Annotated in this window: 19 protein-coding genes and 3 pseudogenes; 15 read left to right on the top strand and 7 right to left on the bottom strand. The window is 60.8% G+C overall.

Annotated elements, in window-relative coordinates; genetic code table 11:
* Positions 1 to 38 precede the first annotated feature (38 nt).
* Positions 39 to 986, top strand: a complete 948-nt coding sequence (locus tag HU737_RS20870) for a GlxA family transcriptional regulator (protein WP_186552778.1) — start codon at positions 39 to 41, stop codon at positions 984 to 986.
* A gap of 103 nt (positions 987 to 1089) precedes the next feature.
* Here HU737_RS20870 and HU737_RS20865 read toward each other — a convergent pair whose 3' ends face one another.
* Entirely contained in the window at positions 1090 to 1491 is a 402-nt protein-coding gene (locus HU737_RS20865; RefSeq protein ID WP_186552777.1) for a lysozyme inhibitor LprI family protein, read from the bottom strand.
* A 284-nt stretch (positions 1492 to 1775) separates the two neighbouring features.
* Here HU737_RS20865 and HU737_RS20860 point away from each other — a divergent pair, with 284 nt between their 5' ends.
* The 8 genes from HU737_RS20860 (at position 1776) to HU737_RS20825 (ending at position 11548) form a co-directional block, all read left to right on the top strand.
* Positions 1776 to 2753, top strand: coding sequence for a dipeptidase (locus tag HU737_RS20860; protein ID WP_186552776.1), 978 nt, complete (start codon positions 1776 to 1778; stop codon positions 2751 to 2753).
* Between the two features lie 127 nt (positions 2754 to 2880).
* Positions 2881 to 3411 (top strand): DUF5943 domain-containing protein, encoded by a 531-nt coding sequence (locus HU737_RS20855; RefSeq protein ID WP_186552775.1) that lies wholly within the window; start codon positions 2881 to 2883, stop codon positions 3409 to 3411.
* Between the two features lie 15 nt (positions 3412 to 3426).
* Complete coding sequence (gene dgcA / locus HU737_RS20850) at positions 3427 to 5487, top strand: dimethylglycine demethylation protein DgcA (protein ID WP_186552774.1); 2061 nt, start codon at positions 3427 to 3429, stop codon at positions 5485 to 5487.
* 179 nt (positions 5488 to 5666) lie between these two features.
* Positions 5667 to 7616 carry a dimethylglycine demethylation protein DgcB gene (gene dgcB / locus HU737_RS20845; protein ID WP_186552773.1) on the top strand — a complete coding sequence of 650 codons (1950 nt, stop codon included), beginning with the start codon at positions 5667 to 5669 and terminating at the stop codon, positions 7614 to 7616.
* Complete coding sequence (gene etfA, locus HU737_RS20840; protein WP_186552772.1) at positions 7616 to 8848, top strand: electron transfer flavoprotein subunit alpha; 1233 nt, start codon at positions 7616 to 7618, stop codon at positions 8846 to 8848. Before dgcB ends, etfA begins: the two co-directional genes overlap by 1 nt.
* Positions 8849 to 8858: 10 nt before the next feature.
* A complete protein-coding gene (gene etfB / locus HU737_RS20835) occupies positions 8859 to 9629 on the top strand; it encodes an electron transfer flavoprotein subunit beta (protein ID WP_186552771.1) in 771 nt (256 codons plus the stop codon).
* Between the two features lie 640 nt (positions 9630 to 10269).
* Positions 10270 to 11172 carry an RHS repeat-associated core domain-containing protein gene (locus HU737_RS20830; RefSeq protein WP_186552770.1) on the top strand — a complete coding sequence of 301 codons (903 nt, stop codon included), beginning with the start codon at positions 10270 to 10272 and terminating at the stop codon, positions 11170 to 11172.
* A gap of 40 nt (positions 11173 to 11212) precedes the next feature.
* Positions 11213 to 11548 carry a hypothetical protein gene (locus HU737_RS20825; protein WP_186552769.1) on the top strand — a complete coding sequence of 112 codons (336 nt, stop codon included), beginning with the start codon at positions 11213 to 11215 and terminating at the stop codon, positions 11546 to 11548.
* A gap of 164 nt (positions 11549 to 11712) precedes the next feature.
* Here HU737_RS20825 and HU737_RS20820 read toward each other — a convergent pair.
* Positions 11713 to 11919, bottom strand: a pseudogene (locus tag HU737_RS20820) (SRPBCC family protein); the annotation flags it as partial.
* A gap of 272 nt (positions 11920 to 12191) precedes the next feature.
* Here HU737_RS20820 and HU737_RS20815 point away from each other — a divergent pair.
* Positions 12192 to 13103 (top strand): RHS repeat-associated core domain-containing protein, encoded by a 912-nt coding sequence (locus HU737_RS20815; protein WP_186552768.1) that lies wholly within the window; start codon positions 12192 to 12194, stop codon positions 13101 to 13103.
* Between the two features lie 101 nt (positions 13104 to 13204).
* Here HU737_RS20815 and gbca read toward each other — a convergent pair whose 3' ends face one another.
* Positions 13205 to 14494: a glycine betaine monooxygenase oxygenase subunit gene (gene gbca / locus HU737_RS20810; RefSeq protein WP_186552767.1), complete on the bottom strand. Its 1290-nt coding sequence runs from the start codon at positions 14492 to 14494 to the stop codon at positions 13205 to 13207.
* Between the two features lie 292 nt (positions 14495 to 14786).
* Between gbca and gbcB the strand changes: the two genes are divergently transcribed.
* The gene (gbcB, locus tag HU737_RS20805; RefSeq protein ID WP_186552766.1) at positions 14787 to 15887 is read left to right on the top strand and encodes a glycine betaine monooxygenase reductase subunit; all 1101 of its coding nucleotides are present in this window, start codon (positions 14787 to 14789) and stop codon (positions 15885 to 15887) included.
* Here gbcB and HU737_RS20800 read toward each other — a convergent pair.
* The 3 genes and pseudogenes from HU737_RS20800 to HU737_RS26675 form a co-directional block, all read right to left on the bottom strand.
* Positions 15884 to 16729 (bottom strand): nitrilase-related carbon-nitrogen hydrolase, encoded by an 846-nt coding sequence (locus tag HU737_RS20800; RefSeq protein ID WP_186552765.1) that lies wholly within the window; start codon positions 16727 to 16729, stop codon positions 15884 to 15886. The genes gbcB and HU737_RS20800 overlap by 4 nt on opposite strands.
* Positions 16730 to 17036: 307 nt before the next feature.
* Positions 17037 to 17900 (bottom strand): methyl-accepting chemotaxis protein, encoded by an 864-nt coding sequence (locus tag HU737_RS26680; protein ID WP_437182259.1) that lies wholly within the window; start codon positions 17898 to 17900, stop codon positions 17037 to 17039.
* Positions 17892 to 18647: pseudogene (locus HU737_RS26675) on the bottom strand (MCP four helix bundle domain-containing protein); the annotation flags it as partial. The gene HU737_RS26680 and the pseudogene HU737_RS26675, both read right to left, overlap by 9 nt.
* Before the next feature lie 295 nt (positions 18648 to 18942).
* On the opposite strand from HU737_RS26675, the gene HU737_RS20790 reads away from it, so the two are divergent.
* The 4 genes and pseudogenes from HU737_RS20790 to HU737_RS26665 all read left to right on the top strand — a co-directional run bounded on the left by HU737_RS20790 (position 18943) and on the right by HU737_RS26665 (position 21611).
* The gene (locus tag HU737_RS20790) at positions 18943 to 19173 is read left to right on the top strand and encodes a hypothetical protein (protein WP_186552763.1); all 231 of its coding nucleotides are present in this window, start codon (positions 18943 to 18945) and stop codon (positions 19171 to 19173) included.
* Complete coding sequence (locus tag HU737_RS20785; RefSeq protein WP_186552762.1) at positions 19170 to 19472, top strand: cell division protein ZapA; 303 nt, start codon at positions 19170 to 19172, stop codon at positions 19470 to 19472. The genes HU737_RS20790 and HU737_RS20785 overlap by 4 nt, the downstream gene beginning before the upstream one ends.
* 201 nt (positions 19473 to 19673) lie before the next feature.
* Positions 19674 to 20747 (top strand): annotated as a pseudogene (locus tag HU737_RS26670) (HAMP domain-containing protein); the annotation flags it as partial.
* 126 nt (positions 20748 to 20873) lie between these two features.
* Positions 20874 to 21611 (top strand): methyl-accepting chemotaxis protein, encoded by a 738-nt coding sequence (locus HU737_RS26665; protein WP_437182258.1) that lies wholly within the window; start codon positions 20874 to 20876, stop codon positions 21609 to 21611.
* Between the two features lie 97 nt (positions 21612 to 21708).
* On the opposite strand, the gene HU737_RS20775 is transcribed toward HU737_RS26665, so the two are convergent.
* The gene (locus HU737_RS20775; RefSeq protein WP_186552760.1) at positions 21709 to 22749 is read right to left on the bottom strand and encodes a threonine aldolase family protein; all 1041 of its coding nucleotides are present in this window, start codon (positions 22747 to 22749) and stop codon (positions 21709 to 21711) included.
* Between the last annotated feature and the right edge of the window lie 256 nt (positions 22750 to 23005).

Here is a 23005-nt window from a genome sequence, read left to right as displayed (position 1 = left end):
TTGCACCCAAGCGACCACCTTTTGTCGTGGAGCATTCGATGCCGGACACCATCCACTTTTTGTTGCTGCCGGGCTTTTCGGCGATGGGCTTTATCAGCGCCGTGGAACCGCTGCGCGTGGCCAATCGCTTTCGTGGGCCGCTGTACCACTGGCGCGTGCTCAGCTTAGACGGCGGAGCTGTGCAGGCCAGCAATGGCATGTCGGTGAATGCCGATGCGGCGCTGGCGCAAGAGGCGCCGGGGCGGATGCTGCTGGTGGTGGCGGGCTTCGACCCTTTGGCGCATTTTGGGCCTGGGCTGCAACAAGGCTTGCGCCGCTTCGATCATGACGGGGTGATTCTGGGCGGGATCGATACCGGGGCCATGCTGCTGGCGGAGGCGGGCTTGCTCGATGGCCACCGAGCCACCTTGCATTGGGAGGCGTTGGAGGCGTTCAAGGAACGCTATCCGCGTTTGCAGGCGACGCAGGAGCTGTTCGAAATAGATAGGCGGCGGATTACCTGTGCCGGCGGCACCGCCTCGATTGACCTGATGCTCGACCTGATCGCCCAGGCCCATGGCAGTGAATTGGCGGTGCAGGTGTCCGAGCAGTTCGTGCTTGGGCGGATTCGCCCGCGCCAGGATCACCAGCGCATGCAGATCGCCTCACGCTATGGGATCAGCAACAAGAAGCTGGTCAAGGTGATTGGCGAGATGGAGCGCAATACCGAGCAGCCGCTCAATACCCAGGTGCTGGCCGAAGCGGTGCAGATTACCCGGCGCCAGTTGGAGCGGCTGTTCAAGCTGCACCTGGAAGATACCCCAAGCGGGTTTTACTTGCGCCTGCGCTTGGACAAGGCCAGGCAGTTGTTACGCCAGACCGACATGAGCGTGCTGGAGGTAAGCATTGCCTGTGGGTTTGAATCGGCGTCGTATTTCACCCGCTGTTATCGGGCCAGGTTTGCCTGCTGTCCGCGCGAGGATCGGCAGGTCAGTGCGGTGTCATGAGATACCCGTGGTCTGCACTGACGCTATCGCGGGGCAAGCCCGCTCCCACGCAGGGTCGGTAGTACGTAGGAGCGGGCTTGCCCCGCGATAGCGTCAGCGCAGCCTACTGCTGACCAATAGATTGCAGATACTCCGAGCGATCATCGCTACGCTGCGCCACACAGGTATCCCAAGCCGCCTGGAACGCCTTGGTGCCCTGTTTCTCGGCATAGGTCTCGACCTTGCAGTCGGCATCACGCACTTGCGTCCACAGGGTCTCGGCAGCCTGGAAACGGGCCGTCAACGCCTCGACCTTCTCGCCTTCATCTGGATACTGGTCGCGAATGCGCTGGATCAAATCGTCGAACGCCGCTTTCAGTTCACGCTCGGCGGTCTGCTTGTTATAGGCCGCACACGCATAACCTTGCTGGTCGCTGTCGACATTATCGCAAGGTGTGCTTTCTTCCTCGCCGGCGTGGGCGCCTAGCGCAACGGCCGTCAGAACCAGCCATGCCATTGATTTCATCGGTTTTCTCCTCACCCGACTGAGCAATCGGGGCTGATTCTCGCTCAGCCCGGCTGCGGACGATAGCTCTCTGACGAAATGTTCATCAAGTTCAGAAAATGCCCTTATCGAGAGTCGCTCTCAACACCGCAGGGTGCGGCGCAGGGCACTTGTCGCGGATTGACGCTTTCGGCAAACCCCCTGTCGTTTTTGCATCCGGCTCCCCGGTCGCGCAGGCATATGCTGGCCCCAAAGCGCCGACACAACGTTCGGCGCAGACCAAGTCAATAAAAGGGGACAGCCTGATGAGCCCAGCCGAATTACACGCCGACAGCATCGTCATCGATGGCCTGATCATCGCCAAGTGGAACCGCGAGCTGTTCGAAGACATGCGCAAAGGCGGCCTGACGGCCGCCAACTGCACGGTGTCGGTTTGGGAAGGGTTCAAGGCCACCGTCGACAACATCGCCTCCAGCCAGAAGCTGATTCGTGACAACAGCGACCTGGTGATGCCGGTGCGCACCACCGCCGACATCCGCAAGGCCAAGGAGCTGGGCAAGACCGGCATCCTCTTCGGCTTCCAGAACGCTCACGCCTTCGAAGACCAGATCGCCTACGTCGACGTGTTCAAGCAGCTGGGCGTGGGCATCGTGCAGATGTGCTACAACACCCAGAACCTGGTCGGCACCGGTTGCTACGAGCGCGATGGCGGCCTGTCGGGCTTTGGCCGCGAGATCGTCGCTGAGATGAACCGTGTCGGCATCATGTGCGACCTGTCCCACGTCGGTTCCAAGACCTCTGAAGAGGTCATCCTCGAATCGAAAAAGCCCGTCTGCTACTCGCACTGCCTGCCTTCGGGCCTCAAAGAACACCCGCGCAACAAGTCTGATGAAGAACTGAAGTTCATCGCCGACCACGGCGGCTTCGTTGGCGTGACCATGTTTGCGCCGTTCCTGGCCAAGGGCATCGATTCGACCATCGACGACTACGCCGAAGCCATCGAGTACACCATGAACATCGTCGGTGAAGACGCCATCGGCATTGGCACCGACTTCACCCAGGGTCACGGCCAGGACTTCTTCGAGTACCTGACCCACGACAAGGGCTACGCCCGTCGCCTGACCAACTTCGGCAAGATCATCAACCCGCTGGGCATTCGCACTGTGGGCGAGTTCCCCAACCTCACCGAGACCTTGCTCAAGCGCGGCCACCCCGAGCGCGTGGTGCGCAAGATCATGGGCGAGAACTGGGTCAGTGTCCTCAAGGACGTCTGGGGCGAGTGAGCACTGCTGGGGCCTACTGCGCGCGCCGATCGCTGCGACCCAACAGCACTCACAGCGGCTGTTTATAAAAGCATGAGCCAACGCGGCTTTTGATCGAATCGAACATTTTTTATGGAGTTAAGTTTCCATGGCTAAGATCGCCCCGCAATTGCCTATCGAAGTCGACAGCGAGACCGGTGTCTGGACCAGCGACGCCCTGCCGATGCTGTATGTGCCACGGCATTTCTTCGTCAACAACCATATGGGCATCGAGGAAGTGCTGGGCACCGACGCCTACGCCGAGATCCTCTACAAGGCGGGCTACAAGTCGGCCTGGCACTGGTGTGAAAAGGAAGCCGAATGCCATGGCCTGGAAGGGGTGGCGGTGTTCGAGCACTACATGAAGCGGCTGTCGCAACGCGGCTGGGGCCTGTTCGAGATCCAGGACATCGACCTGGACAAGGGCACCTGCAGCGTCAAGCTCAAGCACTCGGCGTTCGTCTACGTGTACGGCAAGGTCGGGCGCAAAGTCGACTACATGTTCACTGGCTGGTTTGCCGGCGCCATGGACCAGATTCTCGCTGCCCGCGGCAGCTCGATCCGCACTGTGGCCGAGCAGGTCTATGGCGGTTCGGAAGAGGGCCACGAAGATGGCCTGTTCGTTACAAGACCGTTGTAAGCCGGAGAGAGCGTCATGGCCTTCGAAGCAATGTTCCAGCCGATCCAGATCGGCAAACTGACCATCCGCAACCGTGTGCTGAGCACCGCGCACGCCGAGGTGTATGCCACTGATGGCGGCATGACCACCGACCGCTACGTCAAATACTACGAAGAGAAGGCCAAGGGCGGCATCGGCCTGGCCATCTGCGGCGGCTCGTCGGTGGTGGCCATCGACAGCCCGCAAGAATGGTGGTCATCGGTCAACCTGTCGACCGACCGCATTATTCCGCACTTCCAGAACCTGGCCGACGCCATGCACAAGCATGGCGCCAAGATCATGATCCAGATTACCCACATGGGCCGCCGCTCGCGCTGGGATGGCTTCAACTGGCCGACCCTGATGTCGCCGTCGGGCATCCGTGAACCGGTGCACCGCGCCACCTGCAAGACCATCGAACCGGAAGAGATCTGGCGGGTGATCGGCAACTACGCGCAAGCTGCGCGTCGTGCCAAAGAAGGCGGCCTGGATGGCGTTGAGCTGTCGGCCGTGCACCAGCACATGATCGACCAGTTCTGGAGCCCACGGGTCAACAAGCGTACCGACGAATGGGGCGGCAGCTTCGAAGGCCGGATGAAATTTGGCCTGGAAGTGCTCAAGGCGGTGCGCGCCGAGGTTGGTGACGACTTCTGCGTGGGGATGCGTATCTGCGGTGACGAGTTCCACCCCGATGGCCTCAGCCACGAGGACATGAAGCAGATCGCCGCGTATTACGACGCCACCGGCATGCTCGACTTCTTCGGCGTGATCGGTTCGGGCTGCGACACCCACAACACCCTGGCCAACGTCATCCCCAACATGAGCTATCCGCCGGAGCCGTTCCTGCACCTGGCGGCTGGCATCAAAGAGGTGGTCAAGGTCCCGGTACTGCACGCGCAGAACATCAAGGATCCGAACCAAGCCACGCGCATCCTCGAAGGCGGCTATGTCGACATGGTCGGCATGACCCGTGCGCACATCGCCGACCCGCACCTGATCGCCAAGATCAAGATGGGTCAGGTCGACCAGATCAAGCAGTGCGTCGGTGCCAACTACTGCATCGACCGTCAGTACCAAGGCCTGGATGTGCTGTGCATCCAGAACGCCGCGACCTCCCGTGAATACATGGGCGTGCCGCACATTATCGAAAAATCCACCGGGCCTAAACGCAAGGTGGTGGTGGTTGGCGCCGGTCCTGCGGGTATGGAGGCCGCCCGGGTGGCCGCCGAGCGTGGACATGACGTCACCGTGTTCGAGAAGAAAGAACAGATCGGCGGGCAGATCACCATTGCCGCCAAGGCTCCGCAGCGCGATCAGATTGCCGGTATCACCCGCTGGTATCAGCTGGAGTTCGCCCGCTTGAAGATCGACCTGCGCTTGGGCACGGCAGCAGACGTGGCGGCTATCCAGGACCTGCGTCCGGATGTGATCGTGCTGGCGGTGGGCGGTCATCCGTTCGTCGAGCAGAACGAGCACTGGGGCGCTGCCGAAGGGCTGGTGGTGAGCAGTTGGGACGTGCTCGACGGCAAGGTTGCGCCGGGCAAGAACGTGCTGGTGTACGACACCATCTGCGAATTCACCGGTATGTCGACAGCGGACTTCCTGGCAGACAAAGGTTCTCAGGTCGAGATCGTCACCGACGACATCAAGCCGGGCGTGGCCATTGGCGGCACCAGCTTCCCGACCTACTACCGCAGCATGTACCCCAAGGAAGTGATCATGACCGGCGACCTGATGCTGGACAAGGTCTACCGCGAGGGCGACAAGCTGGTGGCAGTGCTGGAGAACGAGTACACCGGCGCCAAAGAGGAGCGGGTGGTCGACCAGGTGGTGATCGAAAACGGCGTGCGGCCTGACGAGGCGCTGTACTACGCGCTCAAGGAAGACTCGCGCAACAAGGGCCAGATCGACGTGGAGGCGCTGTTTGCCATCAAGCCGCAGCCGATCCTCAGCCAGCCGGGCGAAGGCTACTTGCTGTACCGCATCGGCGACTGCGTGGCCCAACGCAACGTGCATGCGGCGATCTACGACGCCTTGCGCCTGTGCAAGGACTTTTGATCGTCCGGTGATGCGCCTCGCCTCTGGGGCGACGGCGTGGGAGCGGGCTTGCCCCGCGATAGCGTCAGCGTGATGGACATCGTTGTCTGGTCGCACGCTATCGCGGGGCAAGCCCGCTCCCACGCAGCTCCTCCCAAAGGTCGGGCGAACCCTTGCAACCGCAGTTGTGGGAGCCTCCCATGTTGAACACCCTTCTACCCATCCTGCTGTTCGCTGCCCTTGCGCTGGCAGTGCTCGGCGCCGTGCGCCGGGTGCGCATGTGGCGCCGCGGGCGACCGTCCAAGGTCAACCTGCTCGGCGGGTTGCTGGCCATGCCGCGCCGTTATCTGGTCGATTTGCACCACGTGGTCGAGCGCGACAAGTACATGTCCAAGACCCACGTGGCCACGGCCGGCGGCTTTGTCCTGTCGGCCGCTTTGGCGATCCTGGTGCACGGCTTTGGCCTGCAGAGCAAGATCCTCGGCTACGGGTTGCTGGTGGCCACGGTGATCATGTTCACTGGCGCCATCTTCGTCTTCAAACGTCGCCTCAATCCACCTGCGCGCCTGTCCAAGGGCCCGTGGATGCGCTTGCCCAAGAGCCTGCTGGTGTTCGCCGCCAGCTTCTTCATCGCCACCTTGCCGGTTGCCGGCATCCTGCCTGCCGGCACCGGTGGCTGGGTGATGGTCGGCGTGCTTGGCCTGGGTGTGCTGTGGGGTGTGTCGGAGCTGTTCTTCGGCATGACCTGGGGCGGGCCGATGAAGCACGCCTTCGCTGGCGCCCTGCACCTGGCCTGGCACCGGCGCGCCGAGCGCTTCGGCGGTGGCCGTTCCACTGGCCTGAAGCCGCTCGATCTGGAAGACCCCAACGCACCGCTGGGGGTCGAAAAGCCAGTCGATTTCACCTGGAACCAACTGCTCGGTTTCGACGCTTGCGTGCAGTGCGGTAAGTGTGAGGCCATGTGCCCGGCGTTCGCCGCAGGCCAGCCGCTGAACCCGAAAAAACTCATCCAGGACATGGTCATTGGCCTGGCCGGTGGCACCGATGCCACGTTCGCGGGCAGCCCGTATCCAGGCAAGCCCATTGGCGAGCATGGCGGCCATCCGCACCAGCCGATCGTCAATGGCCTGGTCGACGCCGAAACCCTGTGGTCGTGCACCACCTGCCGTGCCTGCGTCGAGGAGTGCCCGATGATGATCGAGCACGTCGATGCCATCGTCGACATGCGTCGTCACCTGACCCTGGAGAAGGGCGCGACCCCGAACAAAGGCGCCGAGGTGCTCGACAACCTGATCGCCACCGACAACCCTGGCGGCTTCAACCCGGGCGGGCGGATGAACTGGGCCGCCGACCTGAACATGCAATTGCTGGCGGATGTGCAGAGCACCGACGTGCTGTTCTGGGTCGGTGATGGCGCCTTCGACATGCGCAATCAACGCACCCTGCGCGCCTTCGTCAAAGTACTCAAGGCCTCCGGTGTGGACTTTGCCGTGCTCGGCCTGGAAGAGCGCGACAGTGGCGATGTGGCCCGCCGTCTGGGCGATGAAGCAACCTTCCAGCTGCTGGCCAAGCGCAATATCCAGACGCTTGCCAAGTACCGCTTCCAGCGCATCGTCACCTGCGACCCGCACAGCTTCCATGTGCTGAAAAACGAGTACGGCGCCCTTGGTGGTGACTACCAGGTGCAGCACCACAGCACCTACATCGCCGAGTTGATTGCCGCCAACAAACTCAACCTCGGTCAGCACAAAAGCGGCAGCGTGACCTATCACGACCCGTGCTACCTGGGCCGCTACAATGGCGAGTACGAAGCACCCCGCGCAGTGCTCAAGGCGCTCGGCATCGAGGTGCGCGAGATGCAACGCTCGGGCTTCCGTTCACGCTGCTGTGGCGGTGGCGGCGGCGCGCCGATCACTGACATTCCGGGCAAGCAACGGATCCCAGACATGCGCATGGACGATATCCGCGAGACCGAGGCGCAGCTGGTGGCCGTGGGTTGTCCACAGTGCACGGCAATGCTCGAAGGCGTGGTCGAGCCGCGCCCACAAATCAAGGATCTCGCCGAATTGGTGGCTGACGTGCTGATCGAAGACGACGCCCCCGCCGCAAAGCCCCCAGTAGCCAAACGTGAACCTGCGGAGGTGCACTGATGAGCGACATCATCCGCCGCGACCCACGCGCTGAGTGGATCGCCCGCAACCGCCTGCACCCGCTGCATGCGGCGATGCAGACGCAACCGACCAGCTGGATGGGGCCTAACGGCATCCTGCGCAAGAACCCGCACGCGATTGCCGCAGGGTTCATCGGCCCCAGCGGCCTCAAGCGCCTCGACCGCAGCGGTGCCCAGCAGGGCACAGGTGTCGGCGGGCGGCGCAGCGCGGCAGCCGAAGTGCAGCTGCCGCTGCATCAGGTGGCCGACCCTGCCTTCTACATCGCCGTAGTGCCGGACATGGTCGGTGGTCGCCTCGGCAGCCACGACCGCGACTTGCTGGGCCTGGCCCACAGCCTGGCGGGCAGCGAGGGGGCGGTGCTGGCCATCGTCTTTGGCGAACACAAGGAAAACAACTTTTCCACAGCCGGGGTTGATCGTCTGCTGGTCATCGACGGTGAAGCGTTCCAGGGCTATGCCCCGGAGCAACTGGTGCAAGGCCTGCGCGCTGTGGATAACCAGTTCACCCCGCGCCATTGGCTGCTGCCCGACAGCCGTACCGGTGGCGGCGAACTGGGTCGGCGCCTCGGCGCGGCCCTGGGCGAGCGCCCGGCGACGCGGGTTTGGCAAGTCAAGGATGGCCAATGCATCGGCCGCGCCGGCTCCGGCCAGCAGGACCTGCAGCGCGGCATCGCCCGCTTGATCCTGGCTGGTGCCGAATGCGCCGAACCGGTTAACGAGACCCGTCACGAAGCGTTGCCGGTCGAGTTGTCCACAAGCGTTGCGCGCAGCCTGTCGCGGATTGAAGACTTAGGCCCGGTGGCGGTCGACCCTGCTGCGATCGCCATGGCCGAATCCGAGTTCATCGTCTCTGGCGGCAACGGCGTCAAGGATTGGGCGCTTTTCCACAGGGCCACTGCCGCCCTCGGCGCCACCGAAGGCGCCTCGCGGGTGGCGGTGGACGACGGCTTCATGCCGCGTAACCGTCAGGTCGGCGCTACCGGTACCTGGGTTACTGCGCGGGTCTACGTGGCTGTGGGTATCTCTGGCGCAATCCAGCACCTGCAGGGCATCGGCGCCTGCGACAAGGTGGTGGCGATCAACATGGACCCCGGCTGTGACATGATCAAACGGGCTGACCTGTCGGTAATTGGCGACAGCGCGGCGATTCTTCAGGCACTGATCGAGGCTGTGGACAACTTCCGCAGCGCCGGCCAGCGCGACGCGGCATAAGGGCATGAGCATGAGTACGAAAGTCATCAGCCTGGTCTCCATCGGCGCCCACCCAAGCTCCGGCCGCACCCGCCGCGCCGAACAGGACGCGCGTGCCGTGGAGCTGGGTTTGCAACTGGCTGGGGATAACTTGCAGGTCGTGCATGCCGGCGACCCTCGGGAAGAGGCACTGCGTGCCTATCTGGGTATGGGATTGGACCATCTGGATGTGCTGGAGCAGCCCGCTGGGGCCGATGTGCTGGGCGTGCTCGGGGATTACCTGCGTGATGCTGGCGCCCAGTTAGTGCTCACCGGCAGCCAGGCGGAAACCGGCGAAGGTTCGGGGATGTTGCCGTTCTTGTTGGCGGAGAAGCTCGGTTGGCCGCTGATCGTGGGGCTGGCAGAAGTAGAGTCGATCGACAATGGCACCGCCCAGGTACTGCAAGCCCTGCCGCGGGGCCAGCGGCGTCGTTTGAAAGTACGCCTGCCGTTGCTGGCGACTGTGGATAACGCTGCGCCAAATCCGCGACAGAGTGCTTTTGGCCCGGCGCGGCGGGGTGTGTTGGCTGCGCGGAACGTGGCGGTGGTCGAGGATGAGCTGCTAACCGGTGCCGAGCTGCAGCCCGCTAGACCTCGGCCCAAGCGGCTCAAGGTGATCAAGGCCAAGAGCGGTGCAGACCGCATGAAGGCCGCTACAGCCAAGGCCAGTGGCGGCGGCGGCAAGGTGCTCAAGGATGTTTCTCCACAGGAAGGGGCCGAGGCTATTCTCAAGCTGCTGGTGGAGGAGGGGGTCTTACGCTGAAGGGTTGTGCACAAAGACTGTTGGCCCCTCTGTGGATAAAGTGTTTGCGCATTGCTCAAACCCTCAGATCACGGGGCCTTCAGGAGATTGAGTAAAAAATGATCAAATAAGGCCTGTCACTTACGGCCAATGGGTCCGCTGTGCGGCCCATCGCAGGCTGCAAAGCAGCCCCAGTTACCCCCCTAGTTTTTCGCGCTCAACTGCGTTCGCCTGAAATTACCCACAAACACTGTTAGCGCTCTTGTGGATAAACTGTTCGATGATCCCTACAGCCCCCGGGTGTCAACGTGCGCGCGTGATTGCTCATTAATTGATCAACCACTCTCTAATGGGCTGGATACCAATAGGAAATAGGTGCTTATCCCTGTTATCCACAGCACCGTTTGGTCGTGGCAACAGTTGTCTACAAACTCTGTTGGTTGCTCTGTGGATAAGGTGTTGGGTTAGCGCTGGAGCCATTGCCGTTCATGGGCTAGAGGCTTTTGTCTGTTTTTTAACCAGCACCTTCACTGTTGAACTGGGCGCTTTTTGATAGCACCCCCACTTCGGCCCGGTCCATCGACCTGGCATTTTTGATAGGTTCGCCAACTACATTGCACTGATAGCCTGCTGGCAAGATTCCGAACCTGGAGATTCCAGAATGGCCACCCAGCAGCTGCTAGCGACAGATCGCCTTTTAAGCCCGCTTATGGCTCTTGGTGCAAGCGGCCGTTCCAGGGCTGCTTACACCCCATACGGCTATCGACCTGCGCAAGATACCGCTCCTTCCTTGGGGTTTACCGGGCAACTGCCTGAGCGTGCATTAGGGTGGTATCTGCTTGGCAACGGTCACCGAGCCTACAATCCAGTGCTGATGCGTTTTCATTCTGCGGATCGGTTAAGTCCGTTTGGAGCAGGTGGATTTAACGCTTACGCATATTGCCATGGAGACCCTATTAATTTTCATGATCGTAGTGGAGAGAGCATTATTGATCAGATAATGTGGAGAGATGTAACTGCAGGTGTGGGCATGCTTGCAGGGGGGCGCGTAGGGGAGGATACGAAGACACTGTATCGGATGATCAGAAGCAATATGCAAATCAGCAAGGCCAGAAGCCGCGGTATAGCAGCTAAAGATTTGCCACTAAAATTTACTGCCACTCAGTTTATATCTGCAGGGGCATCTTGGTTAAGTAGCTTTACTACGCTTGCGATGGGGGCTACTGGGCTGGGAATTGACGATCAACCGGTTTCTTTAGCGGCTATCAACTCCGTCGCTGTACTTGTTTCAGAAGCCACCAGCTATCAAAGTCGAAAATTGAGTGGGGACTCCTCTGAGGCTTGGAGCATTGCACAAAATTTGACCCCCATGGGCCCGAATACGGGGTTGCCGCTTTCTGCATTTGGAAGGGATGGCAGGCCTGCCGCGCAACAGACTGTTCCTGAAGCTGTTATCCCACAGTCTAATAGTTCATCTGGTGTTGACTCGACTCATAGCGCGGCTCAGGTTAATACAGCAATCCGTGGCGACGCATCCCTTTCAAATGCGGAAACTGAAGTTTGAGCATTGTCGGGACAGGGGTCTACACGATTAGGAGGGTGGTATGTCGACACTGAACATTCTGGCAACAGACCAACTCCAAACCCCGCTCTCGCTGCTGGGTACAGGCGGCAAGTTGCGGAGTGCCTACACCCCCTACGGTTACCGAGTAACGCAAGCAGGTGCACCTGCTCTAGGTTTTACTGGTGGTCGACTGATCGAGCCTGAGATGGGTTGGTGCCTGCTTGGAAATGTTCATGAATTTGACAAGAAGCCAAGAAAATATGAGAAAGATTTAGTTGGGGCGTTTCTCGATTTCAAACACGCTGCTGCCTTGGTAGTTGTTTCTTGTCGGGCGGGCGTGCATTGGCTTCTATCAATCAGTAGAAACGATTGCTAAGTTAAGAGGTGAAATTGTCATGCTAAGGGCAGCTCAGGATCTTCGGGATGAGGAAAATACTTTGATGGGAGATACGCGTACGTAGACTGACCTTGGTTTGTAAATGCAGTGTTAATTTTGATCGTACGTTGGGAAAAGCTGGCGATATCCTCAATTCGTTGTAATTACTGTGCTGTAACCTCTTTCAAATAGGCAGCCGGCTCCGCCCCCAAATTCTCCAGTACCCGCTGGCTATACCAGTCGATAAAGTTCACCACGCCAAACTCGTAAGTCTTCGAATAAGGCCCCGGCTGATACGCGGTAGAGTTGATCCCCCGCTGATCCTCCTCCGCCAAGCGCCGATCCTGATCGTTGGTGGCATCCCACACCTGTTATCCACAGCACCGTTTAGTCGCGGCAATAGTTGCCTACAAACTCTGTTGGTTGCTCTGTGGATAAGGTGTTGGGTTACCGCTGCGTCCATTGCCGTTCAAGGGCTACAGGGTTTTGTCTGCTTTTTAACCAGTGCCTTGGCGCTGAACTTGATGGGTTTTTATAGAGCCGCGCACTCCTACCACTGCATCGACCTGGCATTTTTGTCAGGTTCGCTGAATGCGTTGCACTGATAGCCTACTGGCAAGACTCCGAACCTGGAGATTCCAGAATGGCCACCCAGCAGCTGCTAGCGACAGATCGTCTGTTAAGTCCACTTATGGCGGTCGGGGCCGGCCACTACAGGAGTGCTTACACCCCATACGGCTATCGACCTGCGCAAGATACCGCACCTTCACTGGGTTTTACCGGGCAGCTGTGTGAGCGTGAAGTCGGGTGGTATCTACTCGGCAACGGTCACCGACCTTATAATCCTGTGATCATGCGTTTTCATTCTGCGGATCGATTAAGTCCTTTTGCCGAAGGTGGGATAAATGCGTATGCCTACTGTAAGGGAGATCCAGTTAATAGGCATGACCCAAGCGGGAATTTTGATATTTTCAAGATTCTTACTGCATCATATTCATTCTCTGAGGGTACTGGGGATGCGCTTGCTTTTGCTGGTTTAGCGGGGGTAATAGATGCGGGGCGAGTAAGTCGGCAGCGTGATGCTGCGTATACTAGAATGTCCGTTCTTTCGTTAGGGGCAGTCGGATTAGGCTCCGGAACGTATTTGCTAGGTCGAGGCCTGGAGCGAGCTGGGTTGCCTATTGAAGGAAACACCTTGCAGAATCTTGGAAATAGTTTACAAATCCTGGGGGTAGGGCTAGGTGCTTGGGACTTGCGTCGCAATGTACCTGATAGACGCGTCGAAAGTGGGCTACCTTACACGAGTGTGCGGCGAAGCCCCGCGGCGAATGGGAGCCAGGTATTTCCAGGCGCTGGGGTTTCCACTTCAGGAGGTAGAGAAAGTAGAAGGGGCAGAGGAACTAGGACGGTCTCATCTTTATATTCATCTCCCTCTCCCCCTTCACCTGTACCGGACCGCATAGCGGAGGAACATGTACTGAACCGCATACCGGAGGAACAGGTAGCGAACAGCGTGGCGGAGCAACATGCTTCGATACGCACAGATAATTCATAAGTCGCTCTGTGCAGCGCTTTTGGTTGCCAATACAATGGATTGTGTAAAAGTCTATTAGTTAACCGAAAGCGCCCCTGTTTCAAAAAAGGGGCGCTGTCGTTTTAGGCCTTAAGTTCCTTGAGATAAGGCGCCGGCTCCGCCCCCAAATTCTCCAGTACCCGCTGGCTATACCAGTCGATAAAGTTCACCACGCCAAACTCGTAAGTCTTCGAATAAGGCCCCGGCTGATACGCGGTAGAGTTGATCCCCCGCTGATTCTCCTCCGCCAAGCGCCGATCCTGATCGTTGGTGGCATCCCACACCCTGCGCATGTCATCGGGGTTGTAATCCACCCCCTCCACCGCATCCTTGTGCACCAACCACTTGGTGGTGACCATGGTTTCCTGCGCGTTGATCGGCCATACGGTGAAGACGATGATGTGATCACCCATGCAGTGGTTCCACGAGTGCGGCAGGTGCAGGATGCGCATCGAGCCGAGGTCGGGGTTCTTGATCCGGCCCATCAGCTTCTGGCAGGCCTGCTTGCCGTCCATGGTCATCGACACAGTGCCCTTGAGCAGCGGCATGCGCACGATGCGGTTACGCAGGCCGTGGCTTTTGTGCAGGTAGGGAATCTTCTCGGCTTCCCAGGCAGCGGCCGAGGCGGCGACGTGGTCCTTGAAGGCCTGGTCGGCGCGGGGGTCCTCGGTGTCGTCCCACTCCAGCAGGGTTTTCAGCAACTCTGGATGCGAGCCGTTGCAGTGGTAGCACTCGCGGTTGTTTTCCAGCACCAGCTTCCAGTTGGCCTTTTCCATCAAGGTGGTTTGCACCGCCACCTTGGTGTTCTCCATGTCGTACGGTTCCATGTAGTGCTCGAGGGTTTCGAGGAACTCGTCGATAGCCGGAGGGTTCTCGGCCAGGCTGATGAAGATGTAGCCGCCTGCGGTCTTGACGTTGATCGGCTTGAGGCCGTACTGCTTCATGTCGAAATCGGCGCCCATCTCGGTGCCGGCGAACAGCAGGCGGCCGTCGAGCTCGTAGGTCCACTGGTGGTACGGGCAGACCAGCTTGGCCACCTTGCCCTTGTCGCTGGTGCACAGCCGTGAGCCGCGATGGCGGCAGACGTTGTGGAAGGCATGCACCTTGCCTTCGGCGCCGCGGATCACGATGACCGGGTTCTTGCCGATCTGCAGGGTGAGGAAGTTACCCTTGGTCGGGATCTCGCAGGTCATGCCGGCGATCAGCCACTCCTTGTGGAAGATCTCCTGCATGTCGATCTGGAACAGACGCTCGTCGGTGTAGAACGGCTGGGGCAGCGAGTAGGTACGCTCGCGGGTCTGCAGCATCTCGGCGGTGGCCTTGCGTGCTGCTTCCAGTGGATCGCCCAGGCTCAGGGTTGCGGTGACGTCCATCGTTTTATCCTCAAGGCCGATAAGGGCCGGCGAAAGGTGGCTAATCGTTATTGTGGTGCCGCAAGGCTGCTTGCAAAAACATCAGGTCTATTTGCCGTGGAGTGTGCGATCAGATACGCCTTGAGCCGTATCCATGGGCGACATGGCCGATTCGAATTCCGACGCGTAAACCCTTGTAGGTCGGGGCTGGTCGCGATAAGCACGCCGATGTCGCTGGCAGGAATGTACGCCGCCTGCGCCTTGAGCATTATCGGAGCCATAAAAGGCCGGTAGTCGGCCGCTGGAGAACACCATGTCCGATACCTTCCTCAACCCGGTCACTACCCAGACCTGGGCCAACGGCCGCCACATCGTGCGCTGCGTCAAGGTCATCCAGGAAACCTGGGATGTGCGCACCTTCTGCTTCATGGCCGACCAGCCGATCATGTTCTTCTTCAAGCCGGGTCAGTTCGTCACCTTGGAGCTTGAGATCGAAGGCAAGCAGGTGATGCGTTCGTACACCATCTCCAGTTCCCCATCGGTGCCGTACAGTTTCTCGATCACCGTCAAGCGGGTGCCGGGCGGGCATGTTTCCAACTACCTGCACGACACCATGCACGAGGGTGCCGAGCTGCCGGTGCACGGGCCGGTGGGGCTGTTCAACGCGATTGATTTTCCGGCCGGCAAGGTGCTGTACCTGAGCGGTGGCGTGGGCATCACCCCGGTGATGTCGATGGCCCGCTGGTTCTATGACACCAATGCCAATGTCGACATGGTCTTCGTGCACAGCGCCCGCTCACCGAAAGACATCATCTACCACCGCGAGCTGGAGCAGATGGCTTCGCGCATTCCCAATTTCAGCCTGCACATCATTTGCGAGAAGCATGGTTTGGGCGAGCCGTGGGCGGGTTATCGCGGTTACCTGAACCAGCGGCTGATGGAGCTGATCGCCCCCGACTACATGGAGCGCACGGTGTTCTGCTGCGGGCCGACACCGTACATGACGGCGGTCAAGCGCATGCTCGAAGCGGTTGGTTTCGACATGAAGAACTACCACGAGGAATCGTTCGGCGCGACGCCAGCAGAAGCCAAGGCCGACGCAGTCGAGCATGCCGAACAGGCCGCCGACGCCCCGGAACTGGACCTGTCGGATCTGAACCTGGTGGAGTTCGTCGGCAGCGACAAGAGCATTCGCGTAGCCCCCGGCGAAACCGTGCATGCGGCAGCGGCCAAGGTCGGGCTGATGATTCCCAAGGCTTGTGGCATGGGCATCTGCGGCACCTGCAAGGTACTCAAGCTCGGTGGCGACGTGGAGATGGAGCACAACGGCGGCATCACCGAGGAAGATGAAGCCGAGGGTTACATCCTGTCGTGCTGCAGTGTGCCCAAGGGTGATGTGCGTATCGACTACTAGGATTGGCAGAGTTTGCCGTAGAGCTGGGGGCGGCGGTCGCCGAGGATGTCGTTGTAGGGTGGAATGCGCTTGTCTGAGGCTGTGCGCAATTTGATGTCGGCCACCAGTAATTGGGGCCGATCCAGGCTGATCCCGCCGGCCAGCAGATAGCCGTCGGCACCGACCAGGGTGGAGCCTGCAACCCAGTCCATGCCGCGCTCATGGCCGCAGCGGTCGCAGGCCAGGATGAACAGATGATTGACCGCTGCATTAGCTTGCACCCGCGTTACTTCGACAGGGCGCTGCAGCGCCGGACGTGGCGATGCCGGCCAGTTGACCGGCGCGCACAGCAGTTGTGCGCCGCTGAGCGCAGCCAAGCGGACCCACTCGGGGAACTGCAAATCGTAACTTAGCATCATCGCCACCCGTCCTAAGCTCGTCTGAACCACGGGCGGGGCGCAGTCGCCCGGGGTGAAGATCAGCGTTTCTCGGTTCCACAGGTGTGCTTTGCGGTAGAAGGTGCGCTGGCCGTTTGGCTGAATCATCACCGAGGTATTGGCCACATGGCCGGCTTCGAGGCGTTCGCAGAATCCTACTATCACGATCAGATCAAGCGCTCGTGCCTGCTCTGCCAGTGCGTTTAGGCGAGTGCCGTCGCGTGACATCGAACAGACGAAGGCTTCTTCCCGGTCGCGTAACGCATTACCGCTCAAGGCCAACTCCGGCAACACCAGCAATTTCGCCTGCCGCTCGGCAGCTTCAGACATTGCCTTGAGCGATTGCTCAAGGTTGAAGCTTGGGTCGGCGATTTTGGGGGCGAACTGATAGCAGGCTACACGTTGCTTGGCGTTGGCTTGGGGCATGGGGGTTCTCCTGATTCGACGCCGCATGGGACAAAGACGCGTGAGGCCTGGACGCGTTGCGGACAGAGACTGCTCAGATGACCGGGGAGGGCAGGGTCGGCGATAGCTGGCGACCCACCATCACTTTTCCGTAGGCCTAAACGGGGACATTGATAGCTCGAATCGAGAGTTTGATATGTAGGAAAAGTCTGTTGTTGTTTTGGGGGTGCCACTTTTGATTTTTGGGGCCGCGTTGCGCCCCTTCGGGGCGCCGAACCGCCGCGAAGGGGCGCAAAGCGGCCCCAAAACAGGCGACCGCACTGCTGGCTCAAACGCGGAAACGCGCCACCAGGCCATTGAGGTCCACCGCCAGGCGAGACAACTCGGCACTGGCCGCGCTGGTCTGGTGCGCGCCCGTGGCGCTCTGCACCGACAGGTCGTTGATATTGACCAGGTTGCGATCCACTTCGCGGGCGACCTGGGCCTGCTCCTCGGCCGCGCTGGCAATCACCAGGTTGCGCTCGTTGATCTGCGACACCGCCCCGGCAATGCTGTCCAGCGCAAGCCCTGCGCCGCGAGCGATGTTCAGGGTCGACTCCGCGCGCTCGGTACTGGTGCGCATCGAGTCGACGGCCTCGCCAGTACCACTTTGGATGCTGGCGATCATGCGCTCGATTTCACTGGTCGACTGCTGGGTGCGGTGGGCCAGGGCGCGTACTTCATCGGCAACCACGGCAAAACCACGGCCCGCCTCACCGGCACGGGCGGCCTCGATGGCGGCGTTGAGTGCCAACAGGTTGGTCTGGTCCGCCAGGCCGCGGATCACGTCGAGCACCTTGCCGATGTCACGTGACTGTTCGGCCAGGTGGGTGATCAGCTTGGCGGTGGCCTGCACATCACCACTCATGCGCTCGATTGCGTTGACGGTCTCCATTACCAGGTCGCGGCCGTCTCCTGCAGAGCGGCTGGCCTCGCCGGAGGCCTCCGAGGTGCTGACGGCATTGCGCGCCACTTCTTCCACGGCGCTGGTCATTTCGGTGACAGCGGTGGCGGCCTGTTCGATTTCGTTGTTCTGCTGATGCAGGCCACGGGCGCTTTCATCGGTGACGCAGTTGAGCTCTTCGGCTGCGGAGGCCAGTTGCGTGGCGGAACCTGCGATCAGCTGCAGGGTGTCGCGCAGTTTGTCCTGCATGCGCGCCATGGCCCGCAGCAGGCGGGCGGCTTCGTCGGTGCCTTCGGCGCGGATGATCTGGGTCAGGTCACCGTCGGCAACTTGCTCGGCGGCCTTGAGCGCTTCATCGATGGGTTTGACGATGCTGCGGGTCAGCAGCAGGGCGCAGAGCAAGGTCAGCACGGTGGCGGCGATCAACAGGCCGATCACCAAGGCGAACGCGGCGGCGTATTGGCTGGCGGCAGTTTCGTTGGTTTGGCGGGTCTGCTCAGTGTTGATCCGCACCAGGCTGTCCATGACCTTGTTGATCTGCTCGGAGTTGGCCAATAGATCGCGGTTGAGCAGGTCGCGCAGCTCGTCGGTGCGGTCGGCCTGGCTCAGGCTGCGCATGCGCGACTCCAGCTGGCGGTATTGCGCCAGTAGCTGACTGTATTGATCATAGGCCGCCTGCTCGTCGGCAGCGCCGATCAGCGGCTCGTAGGCACGCTTGGCCTGGTCGATCTGGGCATTGCGCTCATCCAGCAGGCGCAGGGTTTCCTGTTGGGTAGCCGGCTCGCGGTTGAGCAGCAAGCGATAGGACAGGGTGCGCATGCGCAGATTCAGCGCGGTCAGCTCGTCGAGGGTCTTGATGCTCGGTACGCTGATGTTTTCAATGGCGACACCGGCTTGGCGGATGTTGCCCATCTGGATCAGCGAGAAGACGCCAAGGCCAAGCATCAGCAGGCCGATCAGGGCGAACCCGAGCAGCGCGCGCGGGGCGATATTCATGTTGCGTAGGGACATGGTGGGGAAAATCCAGGCAAGGAGAGGGAGCGCGCGGTCCGTGCGACGAAATAAGACCTGCCTGGCTATCGGTCGTGACTGGCCAGTCTTGAGTGCGAGCGGAGAAAAGTGTGAGCCACCTATCTAAATTCCTGACCGGCGGTTGACCCAGGTCGGAACAAGGGGGGCCAAACCCGGTCAATCTGCACAGGCTAAAGCCTTAAGAATCCGATATTTAATGGCGGGGGCTCGCGCTTTTCTTTATCGTGTGCGCCCTTTGCAACAACCGAGATATCCCCCCATGTTGGAAGCCTCCCTGAATCAAATCGAGCAGTTGGTCACTGACCTGCTGCAAAAGAACGCGCAATTGGTCGAGCAGAACACTGCGCTCAGCCAGGAACTGGCCCAGGCCAAGGAAGAAAACGACAGCCTGCAGCTGTCGCTGATGGAGCAAGAAGAGAAGCACGGCGCCACCGCCGCGCGTATCCAGGCGCTGGTCGAGCGCGCCAGTGCAGGTGTCGTTAACGCATGAGACTGCAAGCGCAGCCGATCAATGTGGTGTCGATCCTCGGCGCCGATTATTCGATCAAGGCGCCCGAAGGGCAGGAAGAAACCCTGTCGCAGGCTGTGCGGATGCTCAACACCGCCCTGGCCGAAACCAAACGTCAGTACCCGACCCTGATCGGCGACAAGCTGCTGGTACTGGCAGCCTTGAACCTGTGCTCCAAGCAGATCGAACTGCAGAAAGAGCACCAGCAGACCCTGGCACGCACCCAAGCGCAAATTGATGCGACGGTCGATGCCATTAGCCGCACCATCGGCGACCAGTAACCACTCACGAAGTACATGAGCGGGGATCGTGGCGGCGGGCTTGCCTCGCGATAGCCCCAGGGCCTGCTCCCTTGCCGTCACGGGGCACTCCGCTGCTACCATCCCCGTTTGTGCGCTGTTTGATTGTTGCTGATCTATGGCGTGACTGAATACTTAAGTGTATACACTTTCTCCGCACATGGATTCCTGGGGAGGAAGGGTATGCGCATCTGGCGGCGGAGTATTCAGTGGCAGTTGATCACCAGCATGGGCGCGGCCCTGCTGGTGAGCATTCTGGTGGTGGTGACGATCTATACCGTGGCGGTCAACCGCCTGACTGAACGCTACCTGGTCGACACGGCGCTGCCGGCCAGTATCGAAGCCATCCGCAACGACATCGAGCGCATGCTCGCCCAGCCGCTGGTGGCGGCGGCCGACATCGCAGGCAATACCTTGCTGCGCGACTGGCTGGCTGCCGGTGAAGACCCAGCCCACGCGCCACGGTTCATCGAAAACCTGCAAGCTGCCAAGCAGCGCAACCAGGCGTTTACCGCGCTGTTCGCCTCGACCGCGACCGGTCACTACTACAACGAGAACGGCCTGGACCGCACGCTCAGCCGCGAGAATCCCAAGGACAAGTGGTTCTACGGCTACATCGACAGCGGCGCCGAACGCCTGATCAATATCGACATCGATGGCGCCACGGGTGAAGTGGCGTTGTTCATCGACTATCGGGTGGAAAAGGACGGCCAACTGGTGGGCGTGGCCGGCATGGGCCTGCGCCTCACAGAGCTGTCGAAACTGATCCACGACTTCAGCTTCGGTGAGCACGGGCGGGTGATGCTGGTGCGCAACGATGGGCTTATCCAGGTCCATCCGCAAAATGAATTCAGCGCCAAGCGCCAGCTCACCGAGCAGATCGGCGCCGAAGCGGCCAAGGCGGTGATGAGCCAAGGGCAAGGTTTGCGCAGCAGCCGCTTCCAACGTGATGGTGAGGACTATTTGGCCTTGGGCCTACCGCTGCGCGACCTCAACTGGACGTTGGTGGCCGAGGTGCCGGAAGCCGAGATCTACGCGCAGATGCGCCAAGCGGTATGGCTGACCAGCCTGATTGGCGGAGCGGTGGCGTTGGTTTCGCTGCTGCTAGTGGTGTTGCTGGCGCGTGGCTTGGTGCGGCCCATCCGCCAAGTGACAGCAGCCCTGGTGCAGATCGGCAGCGGTGCGGGCGATCTCAGCCATCGTCTGGATGATTCACGCCAGGACGAACTGGGCGACCTGGCCCGGGGCTTTAACCGTTTTCTCGACAGCCAGCGTGCGCTGATCGGCGACGTGCTGCGGACCACTGAGCGTCTGCACCACTCGGTGGAGCAGGTGACCCAGGTGGTGGATGATACGGCTGAACGCTCAGGGCGCCAGCAGGAGATGACCGAGATGGTTGCCACTGCCGTGCACGAGATGGGCCTGACCGTGCAGGACATCGCGCAGAACGCCGGGCAAGCGGCGCAGGCATCGCAGTCGGCGCGTGATGAAGCGCTGCAAGCACGGGAGGTGGTACAGCGCTCGGTCAAGGGTATCGAGGGGATGTCTGGCGAGATCGGTAAAGCTGCCGAGGCGGTCGAGCAGTTGGCCAATGAAGTGGCCTCGATCGATGAAGTGCTGGGGGTGATCCGCAGTATTTCCGAGCAGACCAACCTGCTGGCGCTCAACGCCGCCATTGAAGCTGCGCGAGCGGGGGAGATGGGCCGTGGCTTTGCTGTGGTGGCCGATGAAGTGCGTACCTTGGCCCGGCGCACGCAAGTGTCTACCGATCAGGTGCAACAAATGATCCAGCGCCTCAAAGAGGGGGCGGGGACTGCCGTTGCTTCAATGCAGGCGGGGCAGGCGGCTACGGGCAGTGGGGTCGAATCCACCCAGCGCACGGGAAGCTCGCTTGGGGCGATTACCGATCAGGTGGAGCACATCAGCGACATGAACCACCAGGTAGCCACGGCGACCGAAGAGCAGTCGGCTGTCACTGAGGAAATCAACCGCACGGTGCAGGGGATTTCCGATCTGGCCCGGCAGACGGCGGCGCAGGTGCAGGGCTGTCGGGATGAGTGCCAGGCGTTGCGTGGCTTGGCGGATGATCTGGCGCGGCAGATGGGTGGTTTCAGGCTTTGACAGGCTGTGAATGCATCGCGGGGTAAGCCCGCTCCCACGCTTCCTGCATTTAGAGTTGGCAGGCGTGGGAGCGGGCGTGCCCCGCGATAGCGGTCGATCAGCCAGCGATGATCGCGCGGATATCCGCTGCCAGTTCACGCACCCGCTCTTGCTTGGTATCCCACGAACACATGAACCGCGCGCCACCGCTGCCAATGAAGGTATAGAAGCGCCAGCCCTTGTTACGCAGCGCTTCCAGCGCAGGTTCCGGCATCTGCAGGAACACGCCGTTGGCTTCCACCGGGAACATCAACTCCACGCCTGGTAGATCACTCACCAGCGACGCCAGCAACTGCGCGCAGTGGTTGGCGTGGTTGCCATGGCGCAGCCAGGCGCCATCTTCCAGCAAGCCCACCCACGGCGCTGACAAGAAGCGCATCTTCGATGCCAGTTGGCCGGCCTGTTTGCAGCGGTAATCGAAGTCTTCTGCCAGCTGGCGATTGAAGAACAGAATCGCCTCACCCACCGCCATGCCGTTCTTGGTGCCGCCAAAGCACAGCACATCGACGCCAGCCTTCCAGGTCAGCTCGGCTGGCGAGCAGCCGAGGAACGAACAGGCATTGGTGAAGCGGGCGCCGTCCATGTGCAGGTTCAGGCCCAACTCCTTGCAGGTGGCGCTGATTGCCTTGAGCTCGTCGGGGCGGTACACGGTGCCGACTTCGGTGGCCTGGGTCAGGGTCACCACGCGCGGCTTGGGGTAGTGGATGTCCTGGCGCTTGAGCGCGACTTCGCGGATCGACTCCGGGGTCAGCTTGCCATTGACGCTAGGTGCGGTGAGCAGCTTGGAGCCGTTGGAGAAGAACTCCGGCGCGCCGCATTCGTCGGTTTCGACGTGGGCGGTCTCCGAGCAGATCACGCTGTGGTAACTCTGGCACAACGAGGCCAGGGCCAGCGAGTTGGCGGCGGTGCCGTTGAAGGCGAAGAACACTTCGCAGTCGGTTTCGAACAACTTGCGAAAGTATTCCGAGGCGCGCTCGGTCCACTGGTCGTCGCCGTAGGCGCGTTCGTGGCCCTGGTTGGCCTTGGCCATGGCGGCCCAGGCTTCGGGGCAGATACCGGAATAGTTGTCGCTGGCGAATTGTTGGCTGTTATCTGACATGACACGGTCCTGTGAACGACGCAGAGCAGCACTCTAAACCAAGAGCCGAGCGGTTGCCTATACAACCGATTGACCCGAGCGCGGAGGCTACGTGGGAGCGGGCTTGCCCCGCGATAGCGCAAGCAAGACAGCCAGCGTTGGGCACGCCAACGCTATCGCGGGGCAAGCCCGCTCCCACGTTCCCACTCAACACCGTTTTCGCCAATGTCGTAAACGCGCCATTGCAAGGCGTGCGCAGGCATCTGACCGCTCCTTG

This window comes from Pseudomonas urmiensis, from assembly GCF_014268815.2.
Taxonomy (GTDB): Bacteria; Pseudomonadota; Gammaproteobacteria; order Pseudomonadales; family Pseudomonadaceae; genus Aquipseudomonas; species Aquipseudomonas urmiensis.
This window is presented reverse-complemented; position numbering and strand designations above follow the sequence as displayed.

Excerpts from the sequence above, each read along its gene's own strand:
- HU737_RS20870 (WP_186552778.1), top strand. The coding sequence starts at position 39 with ATGCCGGACACCATCCACTTTTTGTTGCTGCCGGGCTTTTCGGCGATG.
- HU737_RS20865 (WP_186552777.1), bottom strand. The coding sequence starts at position 1,491 with ATGAAATCAATGGCATGGCTGGTTCTGACGGCCGTTGCGCTAGGCGCC.
- HU737_RS20860 (WP_186552776.1), top strand. The coding sequence starts at position 1,776 with ATGAGCCCAGCCGAATTACACGCCGACAGCATCGTCATCGATGGCCTG.
- HU737_RS20855 (WP_186552775.1), top strand. The coding sequence starts at position 2,881 with ATGGCTAAGATCGCCCCGCAATTGCCTATCGAAGTCGACAGCGAGACC.
- dgcA (WP_186552774.1), top strand. The coding sequence starts at position 3,427 with ATGGCCTTCGAAGCAATGTTCCAGCCGATCCAGATCGGCAAACTGACC.
- dgcB (WP_186552773.1), top strand. The coding sequence starts at position 5,667 with ATGTTGAACACCCTTCTACCCATCCTGCTGTTCGCTGCCCTTGCGCTG.
- etfA (WP_186552772.1), top strand. The coding sequence starts at position 7,616 with ATGAGCGACATCATCCGCCGCGACCCACGCGCTGAGTGGATCGCCCGC.
- etfB (WP_186552771.1), top strand. The coding sequence starts at position 8,859 with ATGAGTACGAAAGTCATCAGCCTGGTCTCCATCGGCGCCCACCCAAGC.
- HU737_RS20830 (WP_186552770.1), top strand. The coding sequence starts at position 10,270 with ATGGCCACCCAGCAGCTGCTAGCGACAGATCGCCTTTTAAGCCCGCTT.
- HU737_RS20825 (WP_186552769.1), top strand. The coding sequence starts at position 11,213 with ATGTCGACACTGAACATTCTGGCAACAGACCAACTCCAAACCCCGCTC.
- HU737_RS20815 (WP_186552768.1), top strand. The coding sequence starts at position 12,192 with ATGGCCACCCAGCAGCTGCTAGCGACAGATCGTCTGTTAAGTCCACTT.
- gbca (WP_186552767.1), bottom strand. The coding sequence starts at position 14,494 with ATGGACGTCACCGCAACCCTGAGCCTGGGCGATCCACTGGAAGCAGCA.
- gbcB (WP_186552766.1), top strand. The coding sequence starts at position 14,787 with ATGTCCGATACCTTCCTCAACCCGGTCACTACCCAGACCTGGGCCAAC.
- HU737_RS20800 (WP_186552765.1), bottom strand. The coding sequence starts at position 16,729 with ATGCCCCAAGCCAACGCCAAGCAACGTGTAGCCTGCTATCAGTTCGCC.
- HU737_RS26680 (WP_437182259.1), bottom strand. The coding sequence starts at position 17,900 with ATGCAGGACAAACTGCGCGACACCCTGCAGCTGATCGCAGGTTCCGCC.
- HU737_RS20790 (WP_186552763.1), top strand. The coding sequence starts at position 18,943 with ATGTTGGAAGCCTCCCTGAATCAAATCGAGCAGTTGGTCACTGACCTG.
- HU737_RS20785 (WP_186552762.1), top strand. The coding sequence starts at position 19,170 with ATGAGACTGCAAGCGCAGCCGATCAATGTGGTGTCGATCCTCGGCGCC.
- HU737_RS26665 (WP_437182258.1), top strand. The coding sequence starts at position 20,874 with ATGACCGAGATGGTTGCCACTGCCGTGCACGAGATGGGCCTGACCGTG.
- HU737_RS20775 (WP_186552760.1), bottom strand. The coding sequence starts at position 22,749 with ATGTCAGATAACAGCCAACAATTCGCCAGCGACAACTATTCCGGTATC.